This is a genomic window from Lacticaseibacillus chiayiensis (assembly GCF_004123795.1).
Taxonomy (GTDB): domain Bacteria; phylum Bacillota; class Bacilli; order Lactobacillales; family Lactobacillaceae; genus Lacticaseibacillus; species Lacticaseibacillus chiayiensis.
This window is the reverse complement of record NZ_MSSM01000031.1, coordinates 43,104-68,060: the sequence shown is the minus strand read 5'-3', so window position 1 is coordinate 68,060 and position 24,957 is coordinate 43,104. Positions and strand designations below refer to the sequence as shown.

At 47.7% G+C, this 24,957-nt stretch carries 22 protein-coding genes; 14 read left to right on the top strand and 8 right to left on the bottom strand.

Going from position 1 to position 24,957, the window contains the following annotated elements; genetic code table 11:
- Positions 1–28 precede the first annotated feature (28 nt).
- Entirely contained in the window at positions 29–169 is a 141-nt protein-coding gene (locus tag BVJ53_RS15600; RefSeq protein ID WP_414467456.1) for an IS3 family transposase, read from the top strand.
- 98 nt (positions 170–267) lie between these two features.
- On the opposite strand, the gene BVJ53_RS11705 is transcribed toward BVJ53_RS15600, so the two are convergent.
- The 7 genes from BVJ53_RS11705 to BVJ53_RS11670 form a co-directional block, all read right to left on the bottom strand.
- Positions 268–2,322 (bottom strand): KUP/HAK/KT family potassium transporter, encoded by a 2,055-nt coding sequence (locus BVJ53_RS11705; RefSeq protein WP_129302552.1) that lies wholly within the window; start codon positions 2,320–2,322, stop codon positions 268–270.
- Positions 2,323–2,482: 160 nt separating this feature from the next.
- Complete coding sequence (locus tag BVJ53_RS11700) at positions 2,483–3,361, bottom strand: ATP-binding cassette domain-containing protein (protein WP_129302551.1); 879 nt, start codon at positions 3,359–3,361, stop codon at positions 2,483–2,485.
- Positions 3,362–3,375: 14 nt separating this feature from the next.
- A complete protein-coding gene (locus tag BVJ53_RS11695) occupies positions 3,376–4,569 on the bottom strand; it encodes an ABC transporter permease (RefSeq protein WP_129302550.1) in 1,194 nt (397 codons plus the stop codon).
- On the bottom strand, positions 4,569–5,669 hold the full coding sequence (locus BVJ53_RS11690) for an ABC transporter permease (RefSeq protein ID WP_129302549.1): 1,101 nt from the start codon (positions 5,667–5,669) through the stop codon (positions 4,569–4,571). The genes BVJ53_RS11695 and BVJ53_RS11690 overlap by 1 nt, the downstream gene beginning before the upstream one ends.
- Before the next feature lie 311 nt (positions 5,670–5,980).
- Entirely contained in the window at positions 5,981–7,327 is a 1,347-nt protein-coding gene (locus BVJ53_RS11685; protein WP_129302548.1) for a C1 family peptidase, read from the bottom strand.
- Between the two features lie 129 nt (positions 7,328–7,456).
- Positions 7,457–8,776, bottom strand: coding sequence for a C1 family peptidase (locus BVJ53_RS11680; RefSeq protein ID WP_129302547.1), 1,320 nt, complete (start codon positions 8,774–8,776; stop codon positions 7,457–7,459).
- A 371-nt stretch (positions 8,777–9,147) separates the two neighbouring features.
- The gene (locus BVJ53_RS11670) at positions 9,148–9,438 is read right to left on the bottom strand and encodes a GNAT family N-acetyltransferase (RefSeq protein ID WP_129302555.1); all 291 of its coding nucleotides are present in this window, start codon (positions 9,436–9,438) and stop codon (positions 9,148–9,150) included.
- A 263-nt stretch (positions 9,439–9,701) separates the two neighbouring features.
- Here BVJ53_RS11670 and BVJ53_RS11665 point away from each other — a divergent pair, with 263 nt between their 5' ends.
- The 3 genes from BVJ53_RS11665 to BVJ53_RS11655 are packed head-to-tail and all read left to right on the top strand — an operon-like array spanning position 9,702 to position 12,765.
- Complete coding sequence (locus BVJ53_RS11665; protein WP_129302546.1) at positions 9,702–10,241, top strand: dCTP deaminase/dUTPase family protein; 540 nt, start codon at positions 9,702–9,704, stop codon at positions 10,239–10,241.
- 19 nt (positions 10,242–10,260) lie between these two features.
- The gene (gene radA / locus BVJ53_RS11660; RefSeq protein WP_129302545.1) at positions 10,261–11,625 is read left to right on the top strand and encodes a DNA repair protein RadA; all 1,365 of its coding nucleotides are present in this window, start codon (positions 10,261–10,263) and stop codon (positions 11,623–11,625) included.
- A gap of 24 nt (positions 11,626–11,649) precedes the next feature.
- Positions 11,650–12,765: a PIN/TRAM domain-containing protein gene (locus BVJ53_RS11655; protein WP_129302544.1), complete on the top strand. Its 1,116-nt coding sequence runs from the start codon at positions 11,650–11,652 to the stop codon at positions 12,763–12,765.
- 95 nt (positions 12,766–12,860) lie between these two features.
- On the opposite strand, the gene BVJ53_RS11650 is transcribed toward BVJ53_RS11655, so the two are convergent.
- On the bottom strand, positions 12,861–13,757 hold the full coding sequence (locus BVJ53_RS11650) for a helix-turn-helix domain-containing protein (protein WP_129302543.1): 897 nt from the start codon (positions 13,755–13,757) through the stop codon (positions 12,861–12,863).
- Positions 13,758–14,036: 279 nt separating this feature from the next.
- On the opposite strand from BVJ53_RS11650, the gene BVJ53_RS11645 reads away from it, so the two are divergent.
- From BVJ53_RS11645 to rlmB, 10 genes are all read left to right on the top strand, one after another.
- Positions 14,037–14,915, top strand: coding sequence for an ATP-binding cassette domain-containing protein (locus tag BVJ53_RS11645; RefSeq protein WP_129302542.1), 879 nt, complete (start codon positions 14,037–14,039; stop codon positions 14,913–14,915).
- A 25-nt stretch (positions 14,916–14,940) separates the two neighbouring features.
- A complete protein-coding gene (locus tag BVJ53_RS11640) occupies positions 14,941–15,717 on the top strand; it encodes an ABC transporter permease (protein WP_129302541.1) in 777 nt (258 codons plus the stop codon).
- A gap of 344 nt (positions 15,718–16,061) precedes the next feature.
- Complete coding sequence (locus tag BVJ53_RS11635; protein ID WP_238150172.1) at positions 16,062–17,249, top strand: MucBP domain-containing protein; 1,188 nt, start codon at positions 16,062–16,064, stop codon at positions 17,247–17,249.
- A gap of 204 nt (positions 17,250–17,453) precedes the next feature.
- On the top strand, positions 17,454–18,281 hold the full coding sequence (locus BVJ53_RS11630; RefSeq protein ID WP_129302539.1) for a YhfC family intramembrane metalloprotease: 828 nt from the start codon (positions 17,454–17,456) through the stop codon (positions 18,279–18,281).
- Positions 18,282–18,429: 148 nt separating this feature from the next.
- Positions 18,430–19,923: a glutamate--tRNA ligase gene (gene gltX / locus BVJ53_RS11625; RefSeq protein WP_129302538.1), complete on the top strand. Its 1,494-nt coding sequence runs from the start codon at positions 18,430–18,432 to the stop codon at positions 19,921–19,923.
- A 175-nt stretch (positions 19,924–20,098) separates the two neighbouring features.
- On the top strand, positions 20,099–21,493 hold the full coding sequence (locus BVJ53_RS11620; RefSeq protein WP_129302537.1) for an FAD-binding oxidoreductase: 1,395 nt from the start codon (positions 20,099–20,101) through the stop codon (positions 21,491–21,493).
- Between the two features lie 46 nt (positions 21,494–21,539).
- Positions 21,540–21,800 (top strand): helix-turn-helix domain-containing protein, encoded by a 261-nt coding sequence (locus BVJ53_RS11615; protein WP_129302536.1) that lies wholly within the window; start codon positions 21,540–21,542, stop codon positions 21,798–21,800.
- A gap of 571 nt (positions 21,801–22,371) precedes the next feature.
- Complete coding sequence (gene cysS, locus BVJ53_RS11605; protein ID WP_129302535.1) at positions 22,372–23,778, top strand: cysteine--tRNA ligase; 1,407 nt, start codon at positions 22,372–22,374, stop codon at positions 23,776–23,778.
- On the top strand, positions 23,775–24,206 hold the full coding sequence (locus BVJ53_RS11600) for a Mini-ribonuclease 3 (protein ID WP_129302534.1): 432 nt from the start codon (positions 23,775–23,777) through the stop codon (positions 24,204–24,206). Before cysS ends, BVJ53_RS11600 begins: the two co-directional genes overlap by 4 nt.
- Positions 24,175–24,957 carry a 23S rRNA (guanosine(2251)-2'-O)-methyltransferase RlmB gene (rlmB, locus tag BVJ53_RS11595; protein WP_129302533.1) on the top strand — a complete coding sequence of 261 codons (783 nt, stop codon included), beginning with the start codon at positions 24,175–24,177 and terminating at the stop codon, positions 24,955–24,957. The genes BVJ53_RS11600 and rlmB overlap by 32 nt, the downstream gene beginning before the upstream one ends.

The following is a 24,957-nucleotide window of genomic DNA, read 5'->3' as shown; positions in this document are numbered from 1 at the left end:
CTGGTGGAACGAATTTAAACTGCGGTGGATGGATCGTCATCCAATGGCAAAGACTTACAAGGAATTCGTCCAGCTCGTTGAAGATGGGATCCACTATTTCAATCACGATAATCGTTCAGGACAAAGAGACGGCCTTACCCCAGAAGAATACTGGAATAAGGCCATCTAAAAGCTACCAAAATTTTATATTATTTCATCTGTCAACTTGACAGGGCCGACCGCATTTTGCTTCATGACTCTAGGTGCACCTTTTTAAATGACTTTGATTCAATCATCTTCGTCTTCAGCTTGCGCATCGACTTGCGAACGATTGAGTCGCGTTAGCTTGGTAATCGGAATCTTCCCAAGCACAAGTGGTACTGTTTCATCCAAAGTATCGGCATATTCCAGGCCGAACCACTGAGCTGGCGAAACAGTTATGTGCTGAAGCCATAGCCGTGCCTGAATGATCGCTTTCTGGAAGCCCTTGATTTGCGTTTGTGGCGAGAGTTCTTCATGTAACAGCACGAAGGTCCAGTCACCGACTTGCCGATCCGGAATGGTAGTGTATTTTTGCGGTTGCGTCGGCAGTTCGCCTTCGCGCATCATGTCATTGACAATCTGGCGCAGGAAAACGTTGACCTGTTGCTCCATCCGGAATCCTAAGAATAGCTGGACATTGACCATATAGTCGGTGCCGTAAGTGTCGGTCGTGTACTCGGCCGTATACGGCTCATCGGTAACGTTGACCGTCACAAACCAGTAGACCCGGGCACGCTTCGGCCGCTTGTCCAGAATCGAGTATAGAATTTCTTTTTTAATGTAGTGATCATTGGCGATCTGGGTCATATACACCAAATTGGTAGTGTAAGTCGGATAATCCGGATCGCTGCGTAATTCAGAAAGCTGCTTTTTATAGGCAAATAATGATGCCATTTCTGCCCGGTATGTGTTGTCGTCGCGAATCCGACCGCCGTATTGCCAAACAAACATAATCGCTAAGATCACAAAAGCAATCATCGCGGTGACATAGCCGCCATGGAGAAACTTAATGGCGCTGGAGATGAAGAAGACTGTTTCGATGGAACCGAAGAAGATCAAGGTGCCCAGGGCGATTACAGACGGTGCGTGGTGCACCCGTAAGTATTGATAAAGTAATAAGGTGGTCATCAACATGGTAATCGTGATGGCCAGTCCATAAGCGCCTTCCATTTCGGCGCTAGTTTTGAAGTAGGCAATGATTGCTAGGCACGCTATCCACAAAATAGTGTTAACAACCGGGATGTATAGCTGACCTTTAAGCCGAGTTGGATAAATGATGTGCAATCGCGGCAGGAAGCGTAGTTTAATGGCTTCGGAGACTAACGTGTAAGAACCGGAAATCAAGGCCTGCGACGCAATAATGGCGGCTAAGGTTGCTAAAATAATCGCACCCAGCCGGATACTTTCCGGCAGCATCTGAAAGAACGGATTGAAATCACTGATTTTGTTAAACGCCATCACATGCGAATTACTATCCAACCACACTGCCTGGCCAAAGTAGTTCAATACCAGACAGATATTGACGTAAGGCCAGCTTAAGTAAATATTGCCACGCCCTACATGGCCCATATCCGAATACAGCGCTTCAGCCCCGGTGGTCGCCAGGAAAATACTACCTAAAATAAACAGGCCCATTTTATTATCCGGACTCGCCAGTAACCGCAGCGCATAGTAGGGATTCAAGGCGCGTAACATCGACCAGTCTTTAGACAACGCCAGAAAGCCTGCAACGCCTAAAAAGGTGAACCAGACAAACATGATGGGGCCGAACGCCTTACCGATGAGATCGGTGCCAAAGCGCTGAATGAAGAACAAAAGCGTGATGATGAAGATCGTGACCCAAATGACTTGTTGCTGATTGTTAATCAGAATATTGCCATTAATATGGACGCCTTTGAGCCCTTCAATCGCTGTTGTCACCGTCACAGCTGGCGTTAACATGCCATCGGCTAATAAAGCAGCCCCGCCAATCATGGCTGGCAAAATTAGCCAGCGCGCTCGTTGCCGGACAAGCGTGTACAACGCAAAGATGCCACCTTCACCGTTGTTATCAGCCCGTAACGCGATCAAAACATACTTGAGCGTAGTGATGATGAGCAAGGTCCAGAAGATCAACGAAACAGATCCGACCAAAAAATCGGTATCAAAATGTCCCATGCCGCCGTTTCCGGCAACGATTGACTTCATAACATAAAGCGGTGACGTTCCGATATCACCATAAACAACGCCGAGTGTGACAAGTAAAGTCGCGGCAGAAATTTTATGCCGCACCTTTTTATTAGTAGCCAAGCCTGAAGCCATTCGTGCACCCCCCTGAAAGTAATAACGCCATTGTAGCAGAATCATGTGTCAATGTAAGGTACATATGCTTAATTCATTTTTTAAAATTCTGAGTGATCGTCGTCATTAATCAATAAAAGCCGCGAGCAAGCGGTTTTTGTTGATTGGGACAAACTATCCGTTAACGTTCGGCATCGTAAAATTCGTTGAAATAAGTATCAAGATCCAGCGGGGCCAATTTAAAGGTAATGTGATGTGCAGCCAGTCCCAGTAATAATTGATTGAAGTGTTGGCCGGGAAGTTCATTAACCGGCAAAACCAATAAACCATTCGGGTAATGTTGCCATGGCATCCGCGGAAGACGGTTGGCATTGTCTGCCGTCACTTGAATGTACAGGGGCTGCTGTTCGTGTTGATCAATCGTTTTGATGATTTTGCCATCACGCATGAAGTAGATCAGATCGGCATAACCCTGCAGATTGTTCAGTAGGTGCGACACGGTGATGATTAGCTTGCCTTCTGCCCGCAGCCCGCGCAGAATTCGCGACATACGCGCAACATTGATGGTATCGAGGCCGTTCATGAACTCGTCCAATAGCATAATTGGCGTATTCGCCGCCATGACCATGCCAAAGCAAAGCCGCTGTTTCATCCCCATCGAATAGGTACGCACCGGCTGATTGACATAATCTTGCATGTCCAGTGCCGTGATGATTTGTTTAACGCTTTTTTTCCGGTTATGCCAAAGTCGCGCGTAATAGTCAAGATGCGCTTTACCTGACAAGTCGGGATAAAGGTCGTCTTGAACCGGGAAAAGGCACATTTGCCGATGCATCGCAAGGCTTTTCTTTTGACTGCCATAGGTTTGACCGTCCAAAACAACTTTGCCGGATTGCGGTTTGAGGTCATTGAGGATCAGACGCAATAAGGTGGTTTTGCCTGTCCCATTAGGCGCCACGATGCCAACAATCGAGCCACCGGTCATGGTGAGACTGATGTTATCGATGACGTGCGGCTTGTTTTTAAAACCCAATGCAAGACTTTGTAATTGCAGTTCCATTGTGAGACCTCCGTTTATTTGATAATCGCGGCGCGCCGGCGATGCGTGACGATGAACAGCACGAGCTCAAGAATGAGAATTACGCTGCCAATAACTACCACGGCAGCAAGCGGACTCATGCGACTGGTATCGTAACGAAAATTCTGTAAGCCGCTAATGATTGCCGCCGGATTCATGTAACCCGGCAGATAATACGCCGTTTGCGGAACCGAAAAGGCCAGACCATGCATGAAATAAAGTGGCTCCCCAAATAGTAAAAAGGCACTGATGACCAATCCGACTAATTCGTTATGGAAGAGGAGCTGGCACAACAGGTTCAGGCGAATGAACAGCCACATTAGCAAAACGGTTAGACCCAGAAGCATTGGCAGTGCAATGCCAAGTGCTAAGGGATCCAGTTTAATCGACATGCCGTCTTTAGCATAATAAGCAATCGCCGCTGATAATGACCCTAGGCCGTGTTGCGGGATGACAAAAGCCGCAATGATGGCGACTACCACTACTAAAAAGCCGGATAACGCCGTGAAAACAGTGAGCGTTTTGTAGTTGATAGCGTACCAAGGACTGACAGGTAATAAGCGGGCAATGCTGCGATGGCGTTGTTCGCTTGTCAGCAGATCGTTGGCAAACAAAATCGTAACGATCAATAACGCTGTTAACCAGCCGCCGGACGCACCGCGAAACAGGGTTTGCCAAAAGGTTTGTTGCTTAACCGTGGCGATGTCGGGGTGGGCCTGTTTAGCCAAGGGTTCCAGTGAACGATACATGGTTGCATTGGCAAAGGCCGCGTCGGCATCAGGGTACTGGCGATTCTCAAAGTAATAGGAAAGCGGATAGTGAAATGGACTGGATTGGGCATCGGGATTGGCGGCGTTTTGACCTAAAAATGCCAGATAATGCAAGGTTGCTTTCACATACGATTGCGTGTGCTGTTGCTTTTGGGCTTTTAACATGCGCGTTTCGATGTTGGCAAACTCACGGGTAGCTGGTACCCATTTAGCTGTCATGGAACCATGAGGCTCATTGACAAAAGCCATATTTTTATCGCGATCGCGGGTCAGCGCATTTCTTGTTGGCAGCTCAGCAGGCACTTTATTGGGTGGGAAAAAGATAAATTGACATAGTAGCGCAACTAAGGCAATGCCGATGACAGCTAAGTTTTTGCGGTTAGTGAGCAATTGATGGAGTTGAAACTTAAAATAGCGCATCAGGCAACCTCCTTTTTAACGCGATAGCCGAAAAGCCCCAGATTGACGAAGGCCCAGCCGAGTAGCAAGGCAGCACCGACGCCCACGCTGGCAAGCGGCTGATTAAGGCGGTCAATCAGCGTGCCGCTTAAGGTGGCGTAACTATCTAGATAAGGAAACGGGAGGAACCAAAGAAAACGGAAAACTTGCGGCAGCATTAGCGGCGAGATGGCAACTGCCGCCACAATGAAGGTCGTCAGATAGGCATTCGTGACCCACGTGTTAAGCAGCATACAAAAACTAATAATCCAGATGCCGGCTAGTAGTGTCAGCCCGCCGAATACAAGAAGATATTGCCGTAACGGTAATAAGGTTTGCCCCATGACGGCTAGTGGATAGGCAGTATTGCCGATGCCGTTGAATAATGCCGGCAATACAACGATCGCCAGCAAGCCGACCGCTAGAATGAGCAGATAAAATCCCGTTAACGTCAGGAGCCGACTGCTGCCGGCCACGCCAGCCGTCAACGGGCGTGCGGTCATCAGTGTCCGGTGATGCCGCCGTTCGACCCAACTGTCGCAGGCAAGCAAAATAGCCGCCGCGCCAGTAAGCCAGCTGAGATAAGGTAAGATAGTGACTATGTAAGAACTGCTGGTTGTCACCCCAGTAATGGCAGGTTTGTCATGATTCTTTAGTTTTGTAAGCGTCAAAACGTCGCCTTTTAGCTGATGAAGTGGCGGCAATGGCATCGTGTTGATCGCTTTAAAATGCCGCTGCCGCATTTCCAGTTGCGCATTGCGTAAGCTCAGCAAGCCGTTCCGCGTTGTGTCGGGCTCATCAAGCTTAATCCCCAATCCAATCACGCCGGTTGCCGAATTCTGCGCGTCCAGATTCGCCAGCAACGGTTTCTGCGCCTTACTCAATGTATCCAGATTATATTCAGCATAATTGGCCACCGCCGCATTCGCTGTCGCCTGCGCCGTCTGTCCGGCATCCAAGCGATGCGTCCACATCAATGCAAAAAAACCAATGATAAACGCCGCAGCAAACAATCCTGCCAAGGCAAGATTCTTCCGCGAATGAACCATTTGACGCCAATCAAAACCCAACTGTGTCCCCATACCCAACCTCCATTTCGAAAATGACTTTAATTCGGTTGCCATCAGAATACCACAATTCAGGCAGAGCGCGAACAGGCCCGCTTAGAAAGTTGAGCGTACATGGCGGAGAATCTCAGCTAGATATTACGAGTGGAAAAGTTTCTGCTTAGAATGTATATCATGTGTATCCGAGGAGGCGATCCTAATGATTAAAACAAGAAAAGGTGGCGCACTCTCCGGCACCAGACAAAAAAAGGACAGAAGCCTTTCGAGCATCAATGCCGAAAAACTTCTGTCCCTATTTTTATCGCCGCCAGTTCAAATGACTGACACTATCTTGATGCCAAAGCACCCATTGGATCCCATGGTGCCAGAACGGTTGGCTTGGCATATTCGTTTTTGATGACATCTTGTAATTCGGTTGGCAGGTACTTCTTGGAAATGACAACTTGGTAGACAAATTGGTCGAACCAGTCATCGCTTGCCACGAAGTAACCTTTTTCGCCGACCTTGTCACCCCAAGAGTTTTCGACCTTCCATTTGGTCGGTTTGCCGTCAACAATGTCAACGCCAGTCAGCACCATGGCATGGGTCATGAGACTTTCGCCATAGTCGAGGCGTTCTGCTTTTGTCATGGTGAAGTCGGTGTTAAAGAGGTCATCTTTCTTGTAGATGTTGGTGTCCAGAATACCGAGTTGGCGGTCAGAACTTTGACCGACATCGGAACCGAACCAGACGGACTCGCCAGCCTTGAGCTGCTTGATGGCTAAGGCTTTGAAGGTATCAATGTCGAGGTTCAGGTGGCGTACTTCGCGACCACCAACCACGTTACCAAGCATTTCAACGGTATAAAGGTGGTTGTATGGCTTATCGGCAGTTGGTGCATTGATAATACTTTGATAGTCATCAAGGTTCCAACCAACGTACTTCTTGAAGAAAGTTAGTGGGGTCAGTTCGCGATCGATGTGGTAGTTCTTGTCATCATCGCGATACTCAAAGTCGAACTTAGTCGGCGGGTTGCCTAAAGCGTAAGCCAAAATCCGGTAGTCTTCCGCCAACATCTTTTGCTTAGCTGCTTCGATGTCGGCATCATTGGCTTTGTCGGCCACTAACTTGCGCAGTTTAACCGCGTCTTTACGCAGCTTCAGGTTGAGCAAGCCGTTTAATTCGTTACTTTTACTTGAGTTGTATGTTTCCGGCATTACTGACTTCGGTACGATGCCGTATTTTTCAATCAATGCGGATAACATGTCCCATTGGCCGCCGTCTTGTTGCGGGGTGGCCAAGAGGAACGCGACTTTACGGCTGTCCAGTGGTTGATCAGCAGTTTTCAAAACATTTTCATAAAAATAATTGGACTTTTCAAATTTATCCCAGAAGTTGGTATAGTTTTGGGAAAGTTCAAAGCCTTTGATCTTAAACTGTGCCTGGATGCCGTGGCGCATAGTATTGAGGGCGGCAAACATCCAGCAGCGGCCGCTTTGCTTTTGGTTGGCAACGGTGCCGGTTTCAAGCTCGATTGAAAAAGTCGGTGTCATGGCCACTTTGCTGTCGGTGTTTTCGGCAGTTGCGTTGATACCATTGTTCATAACCGCCTTCTGTAAGGCAGCGGCGCCGGGTGTGGCTTGAAGATCCTGTTTGAACTGGTCCAAATCGCCAGAAGTAATTTCTGCAGACATTGAAATAAGCACTCCTTTTTATTAAACATTTGATGATGAAGCAGTCGGCAGTCAAAAGTTGCAATATCCAGTTAGCTGCCCATGTCGCCTGAATGAAGCGACAAGCATAGTCTAGCATATAACTCGTATTTAATTCAGAAAATCCCACACAGGCAGGTTAATCGGCGTGGTTTGAAGGGCGGCTTGCTCGGTTGGGGTCAGGAGGCTCTTGCGAACGACAACCTCATAGACGTACTGATCAAACCAACTCGCATCGGCAACAAAATAACCGTCATGACCGTTGTCCTTGCCCCACGAATTTTCGACTTTCCATTTTGTTACCTTGCCATCAACGACATCGGCGCCGGTAAACGTCATGGCATGCGACATTTCGGCTTCGGCAGTCACGATTCGAACCGCTTTGTCCACGTGAAAATCAACGTCGAACAAGTCGTTGTAATTGAAAAGGCCACCTTTGAGGGTGCCGGATTTCCGGTCCATATCGGCCAAGACATCATTACCGAACCACACGACTTCACCGGCTTGCAGTTGCGCTAATGCCAGCTGCTTCAGCCGCTCTGGTGGGAGATTCAAAATGGTTAAAGGATGACCCTCAATCACGGTATTGGCAGCTTTGATGGTATAGAGCTGTTGATATTTTTTGTTTGGCTCAGGATCGCTGGCGACCACGATGTAATCATCAAAGTGCCACTTGACGTATTTTTTGAAGAAAGTTTGCGGAGTTAAACCGGTATCGCGGTGAAATTGTTTCTTGTCGTCACGATATTCGAAATCGAACGTCGTCGGTGGGTTGCCAAAAGTATAGGCGAGGATGCGATAAACCACACTGAGCAGTTCGCGTTTCTTAGCGGCAATCGCTTCTTTACTGACATGTTGTCGCTTCAGCGTACGTAATACCTTGGCGTCTTTGCGCAATTTCTCGTTCAAGACGCTGTTTAATTCAGCTGTTTTGTCACTGTTATATGTTTCCGGCATGACGGACTTTGGCACCAAGCCATACTTTTCGATAAGTGCAGCTGCCTGGTCATAATGGCCGCCGTCTTGATCCGGTCCACTGAGGTAAGTGGCGACTTCGCGATCGTCGAGTGGTTTGTCGGCAGTTGCCAAAATATTTTCATAGAATAGGTTGGCTTTCTCCAGCCGGTCGAAAAAGGCGTTGTAATTTTGCGAGAACTCGAAATCTTTCAGGCCGAATTCATCGGCAATTCCGTGGCGAACCGTGTTTAATGTGGCAAATAACCAGCACCGACCACTTTTCTTTTGGTTAGCAACACTGCCGGTGTCAAGGTCGATCGAGAACACCGGTTTCATGTCCTCGCCGACGATGGTCTCGCGACTGGCCGCCTGTGGTCCCACGTTTTGAACCGCACGACTGCGAGCAGCGGCGGCAGGATGGTGCGCAAGCTGCTTTTGAAATGCCTTAATCTGATCAAATGTAATTTCTGACATAGCGAGCCCCTTTTCTTAGTGCATTAAAGAAACCTTACCTCAATTTAATTTGAATTTAAAGATGGAAAGGAAGATGTAATTAAATTTACCGTATTCAGGCAAGTTAGGCTGAAAGTTTTCTTGTCGTGCCAAACTCCGCAATCTCCGGCGGTTTGGGGGCTGGCGACGCGAAGCTAGAGCGGGAGGGCACGGCTGAGCCCCAAACCGCCTATGACTGCTCCGCTTTGGCACTACGATCTTTAAGATTCAAACCAACTATTCTAGCCGAAACAAAAAACAAACGTACTTCCAATTTTTAACAATCGGAACCACGTTTGCTTCTGTAAACTTGACGTTTTGGTCGTAAATGACGCCCTAACCTCACTCGATATTCAGTTACCCTTTACCGGCCGCAAAACATCAGCATATTCCGGATGGTTGTGAAAAGCATGAACCGCGTATGAGCAAAGTGGTTCAATGGTTTTGCCTTCTTGACGGGCAGCGGCAACGACTGCTTCGATGAGTTGGCCGGCGATGCCTTGTCCACGAAGGCCCTCGTCAACAAAAGTATGGTCGACCGCCCATGCTTTGCCATCATCGATCGATTGATACGTTAATTCGGCTAGTAATCGGCCATCCTGGGCGGTTTTAAAAATCCGGCCCGGTTCGTGTTGAAAGTCCATCATATCCTCCTTGGTAAAAGGGACATGTTCAGCGCGTTGCACTGTCAGCGCCACTTTTACCGAATTCAGTCACCATGACGCTCAGGTTAATCTTGTTAATGCGATTGACCACCCGCGTCCACACTCCAAATCTAGCAAGAAAACGGTATAATTACAAGAAGAAATGCCTTTTCAACATGGCAGAAGAAAAGCCTTTTCAACATGGCTGTCAGCTAGTGCCACGTGTTATGATACCTTGGACACTACTTATATGGAGGTTCATTATGAAGACCCGTGGTTTTGAAATTGTTTCAAAGTATCAGGATGACGACCTGACCCTACCCACACGTCAAACCAAGCAGGCGGCAGGGTATGATTTTTACGCGCGTGAGGATTTCTTGCTGAGAAGCATCTGGCGTTATGATTTCATTCGACTTTTCCGGCTGATCAAAAATGAACACCCGCTGACCAACAAAGATTTCGAACGGGCCAAGAAGATTCTGAAGCCGTATTTGGTGCCAACTGGCGTGAAAGCATACATGCAACCTAATGAAGTTCTGATTTTAGCTAATCGCTCCAGCAATCCGCTTAAACACGGCTTGACCTTACCTAATGGGATTGGCGTGATTGATGCCGACTATTATGACAATCCGGACAATGAAGGCGAAATCTTTATTCAGCTACTGAACTTCTTTCCGCGCGACGTGATGATTAAAAAAGGCGACCGCATCGGACAGGGCATCTTCATGCCATTTTTACTGGCAGATGGCGATCAAGGCGGCTTGGCTCAGCGGCAAAGCGGTTTTGGGTCAACCGATCGCTAGTTAATATCGAAGGGATAATATGGCGAAAGCAAAAACACAGTACGTATGTCAAAATTGTGGTTATATTTCAGCCACTTATTTAGGGCGTTGTCCCAATTGTGGCGGTTGGAACACTTTAGTCGAAGAAACCGTCAGTTCAACCAAATCAGCACCGCGGCAGACACGGTCAGGCAGTAAAGTCAAACCGATGCGGATGAATGAGGTAACAGTTGCCAAGGAAACGCGGGTTAAAACCGGGTTGGCAGAATTAAACCGGGTGCTTGGCGGCGGCGTGGTGCCGGGGTCGCTTGTTTTGATTGGCGGCGATCCGGGTATTGGCAAATCAACCTTGTTGCTGCAGGTGTCTGGGCAGCTAGCGAGCACTGGAGGTACCGTATTATACGTTTCTGGCGAAGAAAGTGCCAGTCAGATCAAAATGCGGGCTGGGCGGTTGGGCGTTGCTAATTCGGGGATGTATCTGTATCCGGAAACCGACATGCTTAGTATCGAAGCCGTCATTGATCAGATGCAACCGGATTATGTTGTCATCGACTCGGTTCAAACCATGAATGTGCCGGATATGAACTCTGCAGTTGGTTCGGTTGCCCAGATTCGTGAGGTTACCGCTGAATTGATGCGCATTGCCAAGTCAAAAGGCGTGACCATTTTCATTGTCGGGCACGTGACCAAGGAAGGCGCGATCGCCGGGCCTAAAATTCTTGAGCATATGGTCGACACCGTGCTTTATTTTGAAGGCGATATGCACCACACATACCGGATTTTACGGTCAGTGAAAAATCGCTTTGGCTCAACTAATGAAATCGGCATTTTCGAGATGCATCAAAATGGTTTGCAGGAGGTCGCCAATCCGTCTGAAATCTTTTTGGAAGAACGCCTAGCCGGGGCGACCGGTTCGGCGGTGGTGGTTTCGATGGAAGGCACGCGGCCGATTTTGGTTGAAATTCAGGCGTTGATCAGTCCTACCATGTATGGCAATGCCAAGCGCACGAGCAGCGGACTGGATCACAATCGGGTCAGCTTAATTATGGCGGTGCTGGAAAAACGCGCCAATCTTATGCTGCAGAATCAAGATGCTTACCTGAAGGCCACTGGTGGCGTTAAGTTGGATGAGCCGGCAATTGACTTAGCGATGGCCGTTGCGATTGCCTCGTCCTACAGCGATAAAGAAATTCCGCCGACTGATTGTTTTGTCGGTGAAATCGGCTTAACCGGTGAAGTGCGGCGGGTCAACCGCATTGAAGACCGGGTCAAAGAGGCGGCCAAGCTGGGATTTAAGCGGATTTTTGTTCCGCGCAACAACTTGCAAGGCTGGCATGCTCCCAAAGATATTCAAGTGATTGGGGTCACAAGCATTGCCGAAGCGTTGCATAAGGTTTTTAATTAGAAGGAGAAAGGAGGACAACATCCCATGAAGAAACGAATTGTTTATTTGATTTTCGGCTTGATCGGCATCGGCGTCGGCATGGCTACGTTACCATCGCTTTGGGAAGCCATCGGTTGGCAGCATCATCTGATGGTCAACAACCTGCTGACGAACGGGGTAATCGGCGCCATCATTTTCCTGTTATTGGCAAGCTTCAGCGTCAATTGGATATTGAAGCGGTTAGCGGTCCTGGAAAAGACGTTGAATACCAAATCACCAAGCTATTTACTATTTGGTAGTTTGTCGACCATGATAGGTTTAATTTTGGCTGCCATTTGTTCAATTCCATTGTATCGGTTCATTGCGCCGCTGAATATCTTCCTACCACTCATTATCATGCTATTATTCGGTTATCTGGGTTTTCGGGTGGGTACGACACGTAGCGAGGAATGGCGGCGACTTTTGAATTTCCGTAATAGGCGGACAGCAGATACAGGAAGTGACCAGGTGCTCGAACGCAAAGTCGGCGACCATTTTCGCAAATATAAGCTCCTCGACACCAGTGTCATCATCGACGGCCGCGTCCAGGCAATTGCCAAAACCGGTTTTATTGAGGGGACGATGCTGGTTCCCAATTTTGTTTTACACGAATTGCAACTGATCTCAGACTCGGCGGATTCCATGAAAAGAATGCGCGGCCGCCGCGGACTGGACATTTTGAATGCCATGCAAAAAGATAAAGACATTCATATTGAGATGTACGAAGGTGATTTTGACGATCTAACCGAAGTCGACAGCAAGCTGCTCAAGCTCGCGAAATTGCTCGACGGCATCGTCATGACGAATGACTTTAACTTAAACAAGGTCGCACAATTTCAAAATGTCCCTGTGCTCAACATCAACGCCTTAGCCAATGCGCTGAAGCCAGATGTGATTCCCGGCGAAAGCATGACTGTCACCGTCATTAAATCCGGCTCCGAACGGCAACAAGGCGTCGCATATCTCGACGACGGCACCATGGTCGTAGTCGAAGACGGCAAGTTCTACATGAACAAGCCACTAGAAGTCATCGTCACCAGCGCGCTGCAAACCGCAGCGGGCCGCATGATCTTCGCCAAACCGGCACACCAGCAAAAGGCGATCCGGGATAAGGAAAAGTAAATCGTATGGATGTGAAAAGGCGTTGTCCCGGATGTTGGGGCAGCGCCTTTGTATGTTCGATAATTTTAAATTGTTCCCAACATAAACACGTCAGGCTAATGCTTATCTGTAATTGGTTCCTGGAAGGAAAAATCAACTTTCCATTTACGGCCAAACGCTGGGCTTATTTTGGAGATGACTTTAACTAAAGCGTTCAGTTCGTTGATATCCGCTTGGTCGCCGGTAATCTTATATGTGCACAAAAGCTTGAGGAGACGCAACTGAACACGTAAAAAGAACAGATTGTCGGGCAACTTTTGTTCTTCTAATCTGTTGAGCGTCTGTAAGGCTTTTGCGTACTCGCATCTGTAATACAAGGAAACACTCACATTGTAAAATGCCGAGAAAAACAAATCGAGGTAATTCCGACGCTGGTGGAAGTCGAAATGGATGGCCATGAATTTTGTGTATAGCCGGTCAAAGTCATCAGGTTGTAAAAAAGGGACGCAATCACCATATAGCGCATACTCCAAGGCATACCACACATTACGTTTCATCAAATAATCATTAACAATTTTAGAGTCTGTTTTTGAAAGAAGGCTGTGAACGTCTTGGGTGTCGAGAATGATAGCCGAAACCATAATCTCCCTTAACTTATACAGACGGGCATGCGTCTTTTGGAATTTTGATGTGAACGACTGACGAAATTGTTTAAGGCCATCGACGTCCTGTTCCAGTGCGTATCTGAACATTCGCTTGTCCATTGCTCTTTGTGAAAGGCTTGCCGGAGAAGCATTTCTAGCTTGATTTAGATTGAGAATCTCAAAAAACTCTGTTGCGTCCATCCCGACATGATCCAAAAGAAGGTATAACTTTTCCACTGAAATGTCGGTATGGCCATTTTCAAACTTTGACACAGTGCTAACACTCAATGGACCTGCCACATCCGAAATTCGCAAACCACGTCCCAGACGAATCTGTTTAAACGTAGACCCAGCATCACGTAAACTCATGGTTTAAGACTCCCGTTTTCCTAAAATCAACTATCAATTCATTATGCCCTGAAAAATTCTTTTTTGTCAAAAAACTAAGAGATTGGGTTTTTATGTGGTAAATTAGCACCACTAATGGATAAGCACAATTAAGTCAAATTATTAAGCAGCGCTATCCGATGAAATTTCTAATTCTTTTACAATTGATGAGTCTATACATATTATCAGACATACAAATTAAATGGAAAAGTGACTCAAGCTAATCGTCCCTATCGCCAAGAAAGCTGCGGTACCAGTTCAATGCTAAAAGTTAATAACCTCGATAAATGGTTCGGAAAGAAACAGGTTTTGCATCAAATCTCATTTGAAATCAAACCGGGACGCGTTGTCGGCCTGATTGGCGCAAATGGCGCAGGTAAAACAACCATTATGAAAACTATTTTGGGCATTTCGAGCTTTACAGGGGACATCCGGCTAAACGATCAAAAGATCACCATCGACAGCCACGATGCCTTAAAAGATGTAGGTGCTTTGATTGAGTATCCGGGTCTGTATCCTTATTTAACCGGTCGAGAACAGCTTTACCTTTTTACTAGAGGCAACGATCGGCGGGCTAAAGTAGACAAAGTGATCGAAGAGATGCACTTGACTACCTATGCGGATGCAAAAGCCAAACATTATTCGCTAGGAATGAAGCAGAAGCTCGGGATTGCACTGGCATTGGTGAATAAGCCGAGTCTGGTGATCCTTGACGAGCCGATGAATGGGCTTGACCCCAAGGCAACAAGAGAATTGCGCGAATTGATCCTTCAGAAAAAAGCAGAAGGTACCTCATTCCTAATTTCCAGTCATATCTTGAGTGAGTTGCAAAAAGTGGCTGACGATGTTGTGATCATCAATCATGGCCATCTTGTTACAAGCAACACCATGAGCGCCGTGTTGGCCAGAAATGAAAGCTATCTCTTGCTGCAAACCGACCAAAATAATAAGGTTGCCCAACTTTTACAGCAAAGAGGCTATCAGGTTGCTGTTGAAGAAGATAGTGTCAAGGTCGCCAGAGATTCGATTCAAGATATGACGGCCTTGTTACATGCTGTGCTGGATCAGAATATTGCGATTCACGACATCCATGAACAACAGGATGACTTAGAAAATTCGCTTTTAGGCATTATCGAGTAATCGATCACATACGGAGGACATTATTTTGTTCACACTGCTAAAACAGGAAACTTACAAACTTTTGAAACGCCCATCTTTTATAGTATTTTGGTTATTTCTCATTGTGTTTCAATTGGCAATGGCGATTTTCGAAAAGGTTTATCCACAGACGTTTCAGCCTGAGAACTTGTTTCTCAACGATTTTTATGCGCCAGTGGTGATTGTCTTTTATATTATTGCAGTCGGCAGTACTCAGCTGTCATCAGAAAATCAATATGGTACGCTGAAAGCCTTGCTGTATCGACAATATTCAAGTAGCAAAGTTTTGGTTAGTAAGTGGTTAACCTTGCTGGGTTGTGCACTTTGCTTGTATAGCAGCAGCCTCGTGATGACTTTGCTCTTAAAAGTAATCTTTTTCCAAAATAAATTTGGTCTAAATTTACAAGTTAGTACCCATCAGCCGATCTGGCAGGCTATGCTGATGAATACCGTGAGCGAATTTTTGACTCTACTTTTTCTGGCAGCATTTGTGTTGCTGCTGGCCACCTTATTTGATAACTCAACGCCTGCAATCATCGTCGGCATTAGCGCCTACTTTGTTGTCTCAGTCTTTAACCAACTGATGTTTATGCTGATTGATCAACACGATTGGCTCAAATGGAACCCGGTGAATATGTTGAACTTCGGCGCGCAACTAAATTCACCAAAGCTTTCAAGCCTGACGCACCTGGGCATTAACCAGATAATGATTGGCTACATTGCTTATGGGAGCATCTTCTTGATCCTTGGTCTGGTTGTCTTCCGCAGACGCAATTTGCGGTAGATCGATGATTAGTGGGGCTTCTCAATTAGCGGCCTGGAGTGAGAAACTCCAGGCATTTTTTGACTACCAGCCCATAACGGTACCAGTTTGTGAGGCTTCGGTGTGCCGTCGTATTCAATCGGCCGTGGTGGAAGTGACTCAACATTTCAGCCAATGCTAAGCTTGATTTTTCATTCCAATTCAGTTATCTAAGCCCACTGAAAAGCGTTCTTTGTTCATGAAAAACCCGCCTACAAATTTTTCTTACCATACCACGTGTTATAATTTGTTTGTAAATTAAAGTATTCATATTAGCAGGTTTGGTTGAAGGGCTTTTGGCTTGGTTTCTGAAGGGAGCAATGGCAGTGAGACCAATTGGAGAAGAAAAAGTGCATAACAGGCTGTATAAGGATGGTAAGTTGTGCGTGGTTATGCTGATCGGTTTATTTTTTGTGGGTGGCGCGACGCCAACGCATCAAGTTGCGGCTAAGTCAGCGACACCTTCTGTACTGACCGGGCAATCATCAGCTTTAAGCAAAACTTATGAACTAACAGCGCCAGGCAACACGTCATCTGCGATTGGCCATCAACAAAAGCAATCGCTCCCCGACACCTCCCTTTACACGAAGGCCCCAGTGACGCAGGGAACCGTTGATATGAAATTTGTCAATGACCAAGGTCGTCAGCTGGCACCTGATCAGACGATAAGTGGCAAAGTCGGCGACACTTATACGGTGACGCCCATCAGCATCAAAGATTATCAGTACGCGCATTTGGCAAGCGGCAGTGCCCCGGCAACCGGCACATACACCAATGGCACCCTGACCGTTACGCTTGTATACGCCAAGACGCCAATCCCTGAAGGCACTGTCAATGTGAAATATGTCGATGACGCGGGCAATCCGCTTGCCCCCGATAAAGTGCTCAATGGGCAGCCCGGTGATCCCTATGAAGCGCGGCCGATCGACATTGCGAATTACCAATTCACAAGCCTTGCGCAAGATAGCGCTCCGGAAAATGGAACCTTTAGTACCGGCACTTTGACTGTGACATTGGTTTACAACAAAACACCGGTCGCCCAAGGATCCGTTAACGTTCACTATGTCGACGAAAATGGAAATCAGCTGGCACCGGACAATGTCATGACTGGAAAAGCTGGGATGCCTTATACCACAAGCCCCGCTACTATCACCGGTTATCATTACTTGCGCTTGGCCTCTAACAGCGCGGCCGATTCAGGCACATTTACCAATGGAACGTTAAATATCACCTTTGTTTATGCGAAGACAAGCACGCCAGTTAAGCCAAGTACGCCAGTCACAATAAGTACGCCGATAAATCCATTCACACCAAATCCGCCAAGCAACGTTTTGCCGTCAACTGATGGTAACAATGGCGCGACAATAACGATCATAATGCCAACTAATAAAGCTAAGCACACATTGCCGCGGACACATGAAGAACAACAGATTGGCTTGACGGTCCTCGGCGTTTTCCTTCTAGCTGTGGTAGGTTTCTTGGGCATTCGTCGGTACTGGCGAACGAAAAACTAAACGTTGAAATGTAACCAAAAGCATTTTGTTTATTGAAAATCAGCATGGAAAAGAGCATCATTTTTTGAATGATGCTCTTTTTATGCATAACGGAATTTCATACTTAAAAATTTTTGATGAATGAATGCTGAGTGGCATGCTCCAGAAATTCGATAATGATTGTAACGGATTGTTATCCGGACAAGTGAAGGTGAGGTCGATTCTATGTCAAAAATTCTGAATAGCACGGTCAGTCAATCAACCATCGTAATGATGGTGATTGAAATTATCATCTGCTTATTTTTGCCGATTGCCTTGGCGGTATGGATCATCAAGCGGCGAAGTTATCCGAAAAAAGGCTCCACACCGGTATTTTTCATTGGTATGGCCATTTTCGTTCTTTTTGCTGGTATTCTGGAGGATCCGTTTCGCGGCATTGCCCGACAATTCCAGCACACGCCTTGGCTGTATGCACTTTATGGCGCATTGCTGGCTGGTGTTTTTGAAGAAGTCGGACGGTGGTTCGGGTTCAAATGGATTCAGCGGCGGATTCCACAAAAAGCCAAGACGCCGGAGACCCCGTTTTTGTATGGTTTAGGCCATGGCGGCATTGAAATGATGCTGGGTGGTGGCTTGGCAATGTTCAGCAATGTACTTTTTGCAATGACCATCAACAGTGGCGCGTTGGCTAAATTAATGACTAAAACCCCGACGAGCGCGCGTGCTGGCATTGTAACCGCAGTTAAGCAGTTGACTGGAATGAGCGGCTGGACAGTTTCGCTAAGTTTGCTTGAACGACTGTTAGCCTTGACCATTCAGATTGCTCTTTCGCTCGTTGTTTGGTTGATTGTGGTCAACCGCAAGCAGTGGTTCTGGATGCTGATGCCAGTTGGGCTGCATGCTTTTATTGATTTCCCGGCCGCGTTGAGTCAAACGGGGGCTCTGAGCGTCACCGTGACGGAATTGCTGTTGGTCGTACAAACGGTAATCGTTGTGGCGTTTGTTTACTGGCTCTGGCGCCGAGAAAAGCCGAGCAGCACTGTCAGCGCATAATGTTTCAATAAACAGATTGCTTCATTAAAAAGATGATATTTTTCAAGCAGAAAGGAAAAACCTGATGACCTTGAGGCGTTGCCGCCCATCGTTTGCCCTTCTGTGGTACACTAACATTGCATGTTTACAGAAAATGGAGGCTAAGACATTGGCAGATCGACCAATTCGGGTGCGTTATGCACCAAGTCCGACCGGGCATTTGCACATTGGCAATGCACGGACGGCACTGTTCAATTATTTGTTCGCACGGCACAACAAGGGAACGTTGGTGCTGCGGATTGAGGATACGGATACAAAGCGGAACGTTGCAGATGGTGAAAAGAGTCAGATGGAGAATCTCCATTGGCTCGGGATTGATTGGGATGAAGGTCCTGACAAGGGTGGCGACTTTGGCCCTTACCGCCAGTCTGAACGTAAAGATATTTATGACAAGCTGATCAAGCAACTTGTTGAAAAAGGCTTTGCCTATGAATCTTATCGGACCGAAGAGGAACTGAAAGCCGATCGCGAAGCCCAAAAAGCCCGCCACGAAATGCCACATTATGAATACGAATATGAAGGCATGAGCGATGCTGAAAAAGCTGATGCCATCGCCGCAGCAAAAGCCAAGGGGTTACAGCCGGTCATCCGATTCCACATTCCAACTGACAAGACCTATGAATGGGACGATATCGTTAAAGGCAAGATTTCAATCGATGCCAACACGCTTGGCGGCGATTTTGTCATTCAAAAGCGTGACGGCATGCCGACGTACAACTTTGCGGTAGTCGTTGATGACCACCTCATGCAAATCAGCCACGTGCTGCGTGGTGATGACCACATCGCCAACACGCCCAAGCAACTGGCAATTTATGACGCTTTTGGCTGGGAGCCACCGATTTTTGGTCACATGACCTTGATTATCAACGGCGCAACTGGCAAAAAGCTGTCCAAACGTGATGAAACCGTCCTACAGTTCATTGAACAATATCGTGAGTTAGGCTATCTGCCGGAAGCAATGTTCAACTTCATCACACTGTTAGGCTGGTCTCCGGTTGGCGAAGATGAGATTTTCACCAAAAAGGAATTCATCAAGCAGTTCGATCCGAAGCGCCTATCCAAGAGTCCGGCACGCTTTGATCAGAAGAAACTGGAATGGGTCAACAACCAGTACATTAAGGCGAAGCAAAAGACGAACCCGAACGAGCTAATGAGCATGTCGCTGGCAAACCTGATTGAGGATGGCCTGATTCATAGCGATCCGGATCCGAAGACCATTGAGTGGGCCCGTCAGCTGATTAGCCTGTACACGGATCAGATGAGTTATACCGCACAGATTAGCAAACTTGCCGATATTTTCTTCGACAAGGCAACTGACTTAACGGACGACGAACGCAAGGAGCTTGCTGACGACAACGCTAAGCCCGTCATCGAGGCATTTGCCAAGAAGATCCGGGCACTAGACACCTTTGATGCGTATTCTGTTGGCCGCATTGTTAACGAGGTCAAGCAGGAAACCCAAGTCAAGGGTCGCAAGCTTTACATGCCAATCCGCATTGCCGCAACATTACGGATGCATGGACCGCAACTCGCTGAGACCATTGAGCTCATGGGTCGCGATCAGGTGTTGAAGAATGTTAGTTTGGTGACATCGCAACTTTAATATAGTAGTAAAAATCCGCGCAATGGCGCGGATTTTTTGTATCGCGATACATTACCCGCGGCCAGCGATCGTTTTCCAGACTAAATCACCCCTGTCTCTTGAAAATAGGTTCATAATGAAGATAAGGATTTTTATGATGCACGTGATGATCATTGAAACAATGGGGGTCTGGACAATGGCAATTTTTACGGCTTATGACAACGCGGAGATACTTGAAGCTTTGCAGGCGGCTGCACCGCATGCGGAGATTCATACGGATGATCAGGTGGCGCGGGAACATAGCGCCAATGGCAATGCCCAAATGGAAATCAACGGCAGAATTTTAGCCTACGTGGCAGTTGGCGATGTTGCGGATATTCAGGGCGTTTTGAGAGTGGCGCGGCAATATCACATTCCGGTGGTTCCTCAAGGTGCGGATACCAGTACCGTCATCGGGGCAGATGGTTTGAATGGCGGCATTATCCTTTCAACGGTGCGGATGAATCGGATTAAGGAAATCAGTAAAGGCGACTTGTTGGCGGTTGTAGAGCCAGGCGTGATTAATGGTGATTTGGATAAGGAAGCCCGTAAGCAAGGCCTGTTTTATGCACCTGATCCGGGTTCTAAGCCGATTTCCAGTATTGGCGGTAACGCAGCGACGAATGCCGGTGGGATGAGTACGGTCAAGTACGGCGCGACAACGGACAATGTGCTTGGTCTGAAAGTCGTGCTCGCAGATGGTCGCGAAATCAAGCTTGGCGGGCGCACTTATAAACATGCCTTTAGCTACGATTTAACTCATTTGTTTGTTGGGTCGGAAGGAACGTTAGGCATCATTACGGAAATTACGGTCAAGCTGAATCCGATTCCGATCGGGACACCCGTGGTTGGCGTTGCTTATTTTGACAACATGACGGCTTTGGCAAAAGGTGTTGAAGATTTACGACTGTCAGGCATTTATCCAGTGACGCTTGAGGCATTGGACGGCTTGACGGTAGCGGCGTTGGATCGTTATGAAGGCACCCACTATGCAGAAGGCGCCGAAGCCATGCTGATTTTCCGGTTAGACGCTGGTGGCGAAACGAGTCTGAAAATAGCGGAAAAAATTTTGACGGCCGATCATGCTAAGAACATCAAGGTGACAAGCGATCCTAATGAAGCGGCTGCTATTATCAAGTTGCGGCAGGATATGTTGCCGGCAGTCTTTGCAAACGGCCAGCATATTATGGAAGATATGGCGGTGCCGTTATCTAAGTTGCCTGAGATGATGGACTATATTGCCGAGGTTGCCAAAGACTTGAATGTTGAAATTTACACGGCCGGTCATGCCGGTGATGGCAACGTGCACCCAACGGTTATCTGGCCAGCTGATCAGCCAGAGCCGCCAAAAGAAGCGCTGAAAGCCATCCGCATGCTGTTTCGCAAAGCGTTGGCATTAGGCGGAACCATTTCCGGCGAGCATGCTGTGGGAATGAGCAAGAATCAATGGAACAATGAGGAGCTGGGCTTTGACGTTGACGAGATTCAGCATCAGATTAAAGACTTGTTTGATCCGCTGAATATTTTGAACCCGAAGCGGAAGATTGATTAAAGGCTAAAAACTTGCGATGATTGGGTAAAAGGAAGGGGGCAATTCTGTGTCTACTTGGGATGAAGTTAAGGGTAAAATTGATTCTATTCCTGACGAAGCATTAACCATCATCGATGCACTAACCGAACTTGAAGCGGAACGGATTCGTCGCGGAATCTCACAAAAGCAATTCGCAGAAACAATTGGCATGAAGCAGCCGCAACTTGCAAAGATTGAGCGGTTGGATTCTGTTCCGTCGCTAACGACATTGTCACGGTATGCTAAGGGACTAGGAAAAGAAATTCGTCTATCGATCGTGACGCGTTAACAACGGGTGGAAATTTTGGGCTTCCTTGCTGGTATGTAAGGAGGCTTTTTTGGTTCTATGCAGCGAGTACACTGAGCCAGGAGTCGCGAGGAAAAATCTTGGCGTGATGGCCAAAGCCGGGTATTTGCGAAGTTGAAGTAGTAAAGATTGGGGGGCAATCCGGTTCCGAAACGCGTTCGCAGTCGCAGAAATCTACGTGTAAGGACCTTGAAGTCTAAATGGTCAAAGCCCAGCCATTTAGACTTCAAGGCCACTTACACTCCGATTTCTAAGCGCTCCTGCTCACGCTCTGGCTTAAACGCGTTCGCAGGCCCAGAAACCTACACATAAGGGCCTCAAGCTTAAATGACCTGCGGGGATAAAGTTTGTAAGGCAATCCGATTCCAAAACGCGTTCGCAGTCGCAGAAATCTACGTGTAAGGACCCCAGGCGCAATGGCCAAGCCCGGGCCATCACGCCTGAGGCCACTTATGCTCCGGTTTCTAACCGGGCCTGCTCACGCTCTATCCTTTATAATCCTCCCATTTTCCTGTAGAATGCAGGTAAGACGCTACAGGAAGGAAATGAGCCGATGTTAACGTTATACAATACGATGTCCCGGCAAAAGGAGCCGTTTGTGCCACTGCACCCTGGAGAGATTCGGATGTATGTCTGCGGCCCGACTGTCTATAATTACATCCACATCGGTAATGCGCGCAGTGCGATCGCGTTTGATACGATTCGCCGCTATTTTGAATACCGCGGTTATCACGTCACCTACGTCTCGAATTTCACCGATGTTGACGATAAAATTATCAATGCCGCCCATGAAACCGGTGAGGCACCGCTTGATCTGGCGCAGCGGTTTATCGATGCCTTCATGGAAGACACCACGGCGCTGGGGATCGAACCGGCCACGGCTCATCCGCGCGCGAGTCAGATGATCCCGGATATCATCGACTTTGTTCAGGATCTGATTGCAAAAGGCTATGCTTACGCCGTCGATGGGGATGTCTACTATCGAGCGCGCAAGTTCAAGCATTACGGTGAATTATCCCACCAAAATGTCGACGAACTCGAAGAAGGCGCCAGTCAGCACATCACGCAGGAAGAACTTGCGAAAAAAGAAGACCCAATCGATTTCGCCTTGTGGAAAGCGGCGAAACCCGGCGAGATCAGTTGGGATTCTCCTTGGGGCAAAGGTCGACCGGGATGGCACATTGAATGCTCCGTCATGAGCACCCAACTTCTCGGCGATACGTTTGACATCCATGGTGGCGGCCAAGACCTTGAATTTCCGCATCATGAAAATGAAATCGCCCAAAGTGAAGCCAAAACAGGCAAACAGTTTGTCCGTTACTGGATGCACAATGGCTTTGTGACCATTGGCGAAGATGATGAAAAAATGAGCAAATCGCTTGGCAACTTCATCACGGTGCATGACATTTTGAAAACCGTCGACCCGCAAGTTTTGCGATTCTTCATGGCAGGCACCCAGTACCGGATGCCAATCCGTTATTCCGAAGCCAACCTCAAGAATGCTGAAAACAGCCTCAATCGTTTAAAAATTGCGCGCGAAAATCTGGTTTATCGCCGCGAAAACGCAGCAGCCGGCGTTGACCCTAAGATTACCGAACAGCTGAAAACCCTAAAAGATCGCTTTATCACTGCCATGGATGACGATGTGAACGTACAAAATGGGTTAACGGTGCTTTTTGATCTTGCCAAGTCGCTGAATGAATATGCCAATGAAGATACGGTGAAGCGCGAAAGCCTTGACGACCTGTTAAATCTTTATGATGCTTGGCTGCAGATTTTTGGAGTGGTGTTTGCCGATCAAACCAATCTTGATGCTGATATTGATGCGTTGGTGAAGGCGCGCGATGCAGCTCGGGCGGCAAAGGACTTTGCTAAGAGCGACAAGATTCGGGATCAGCTCGCAGCACAAGGCATTATTTTGGAAGACACTCCTCAAGGGACACGGTGGCGCAGAAAATGACATTTGATCCAAAACAACTGAACGGCATCGCATTAGCTTATATGGGCGATGCGGTTTATGAAGTTTACGTTCGCGAACACTTGCTTAAACGCGGCTTGGTGCGACCGGCTTCCTTGCAGCGAGCCGCCAAAGATTTCGTTTCCGCCAAAGCGCAGGCAGCGTTGATCGCAGGGATGGAAGATGAACACTTGCTCAATGACGAGGAGGTCGATGTTTTCAAACGTGGCCGCAATGCCAAAAGCTACACGCATGCCAAGAATACCGACGTGGTCACGTATCGCATTTCGACCGGATTTGAAGCCTTGTTTGGCTACCTGCATCTTGAAAAGCAGGATAAGCGGGTTGCCGAATTAGCGGCATGGTGCATCCAGTACGTTGAAGAAGGGAAGACAGGCCATGGCAAAACAGCCGCAAACAGCACCAAATGAACACGATCCAGATGAGTTTGTCTTCGGCCGCCATGCCGTTGAAGCTGCACTTAAAGCCGGCACCGCCGCCACCATTAACAAACTTTTTGTTCAAACCGATCTAAAAAGCGAGCCGATTCAACACTTAGTCGGCATGGCGCAAAAAAAGAAAATTTTGGTCGCCACCGCCCCCAAGCAAAAACTCGATCTGATGAGTGACCATGGTAATCACCAAGGCGTTTTGCTGGCAATGACGCCCTATGCCTACGCAAGTGTGGATGATCTTTTTCAACATGCAGCAAATAAAGGCGAAGATCCTTTCTTCTTGTTGTTGGACAACTTAGAAGATCCGCACAATCTTGGCTCGATTCTGCGAACTGCTGATGCTAGTGGCGTGCATGGGATTATCATTCCCAAGCATCGCGCCGTGGGTCTCACGAGCGCTGTGGCCAAAGTCAGCACTGGGGCAATCGAATACGTTCCGGTGGCGCGGGTCACGAATTTGGCGCAAACGATCAAACAGCTAAAAGACCGCGGTATGTGGGTCTTCGGCACGGCGATGGATGGGCAGGATTATCGCCAATGGGATGCAAAAGGCAGCACGGCACTTGTGATTGGTAATGAAGGCAAAGGCATTTCGCCTGGCATCGCCAAACTCATGGACGCCACGATCGCCATTCCCATGGTCGGTCACGTGCAGAGCCTCAACGCCAGTGTCGCAGCCGGCATTTTGATGTATCAAGCTTTTGCAAGCCGCCATGAGGGCAAATAA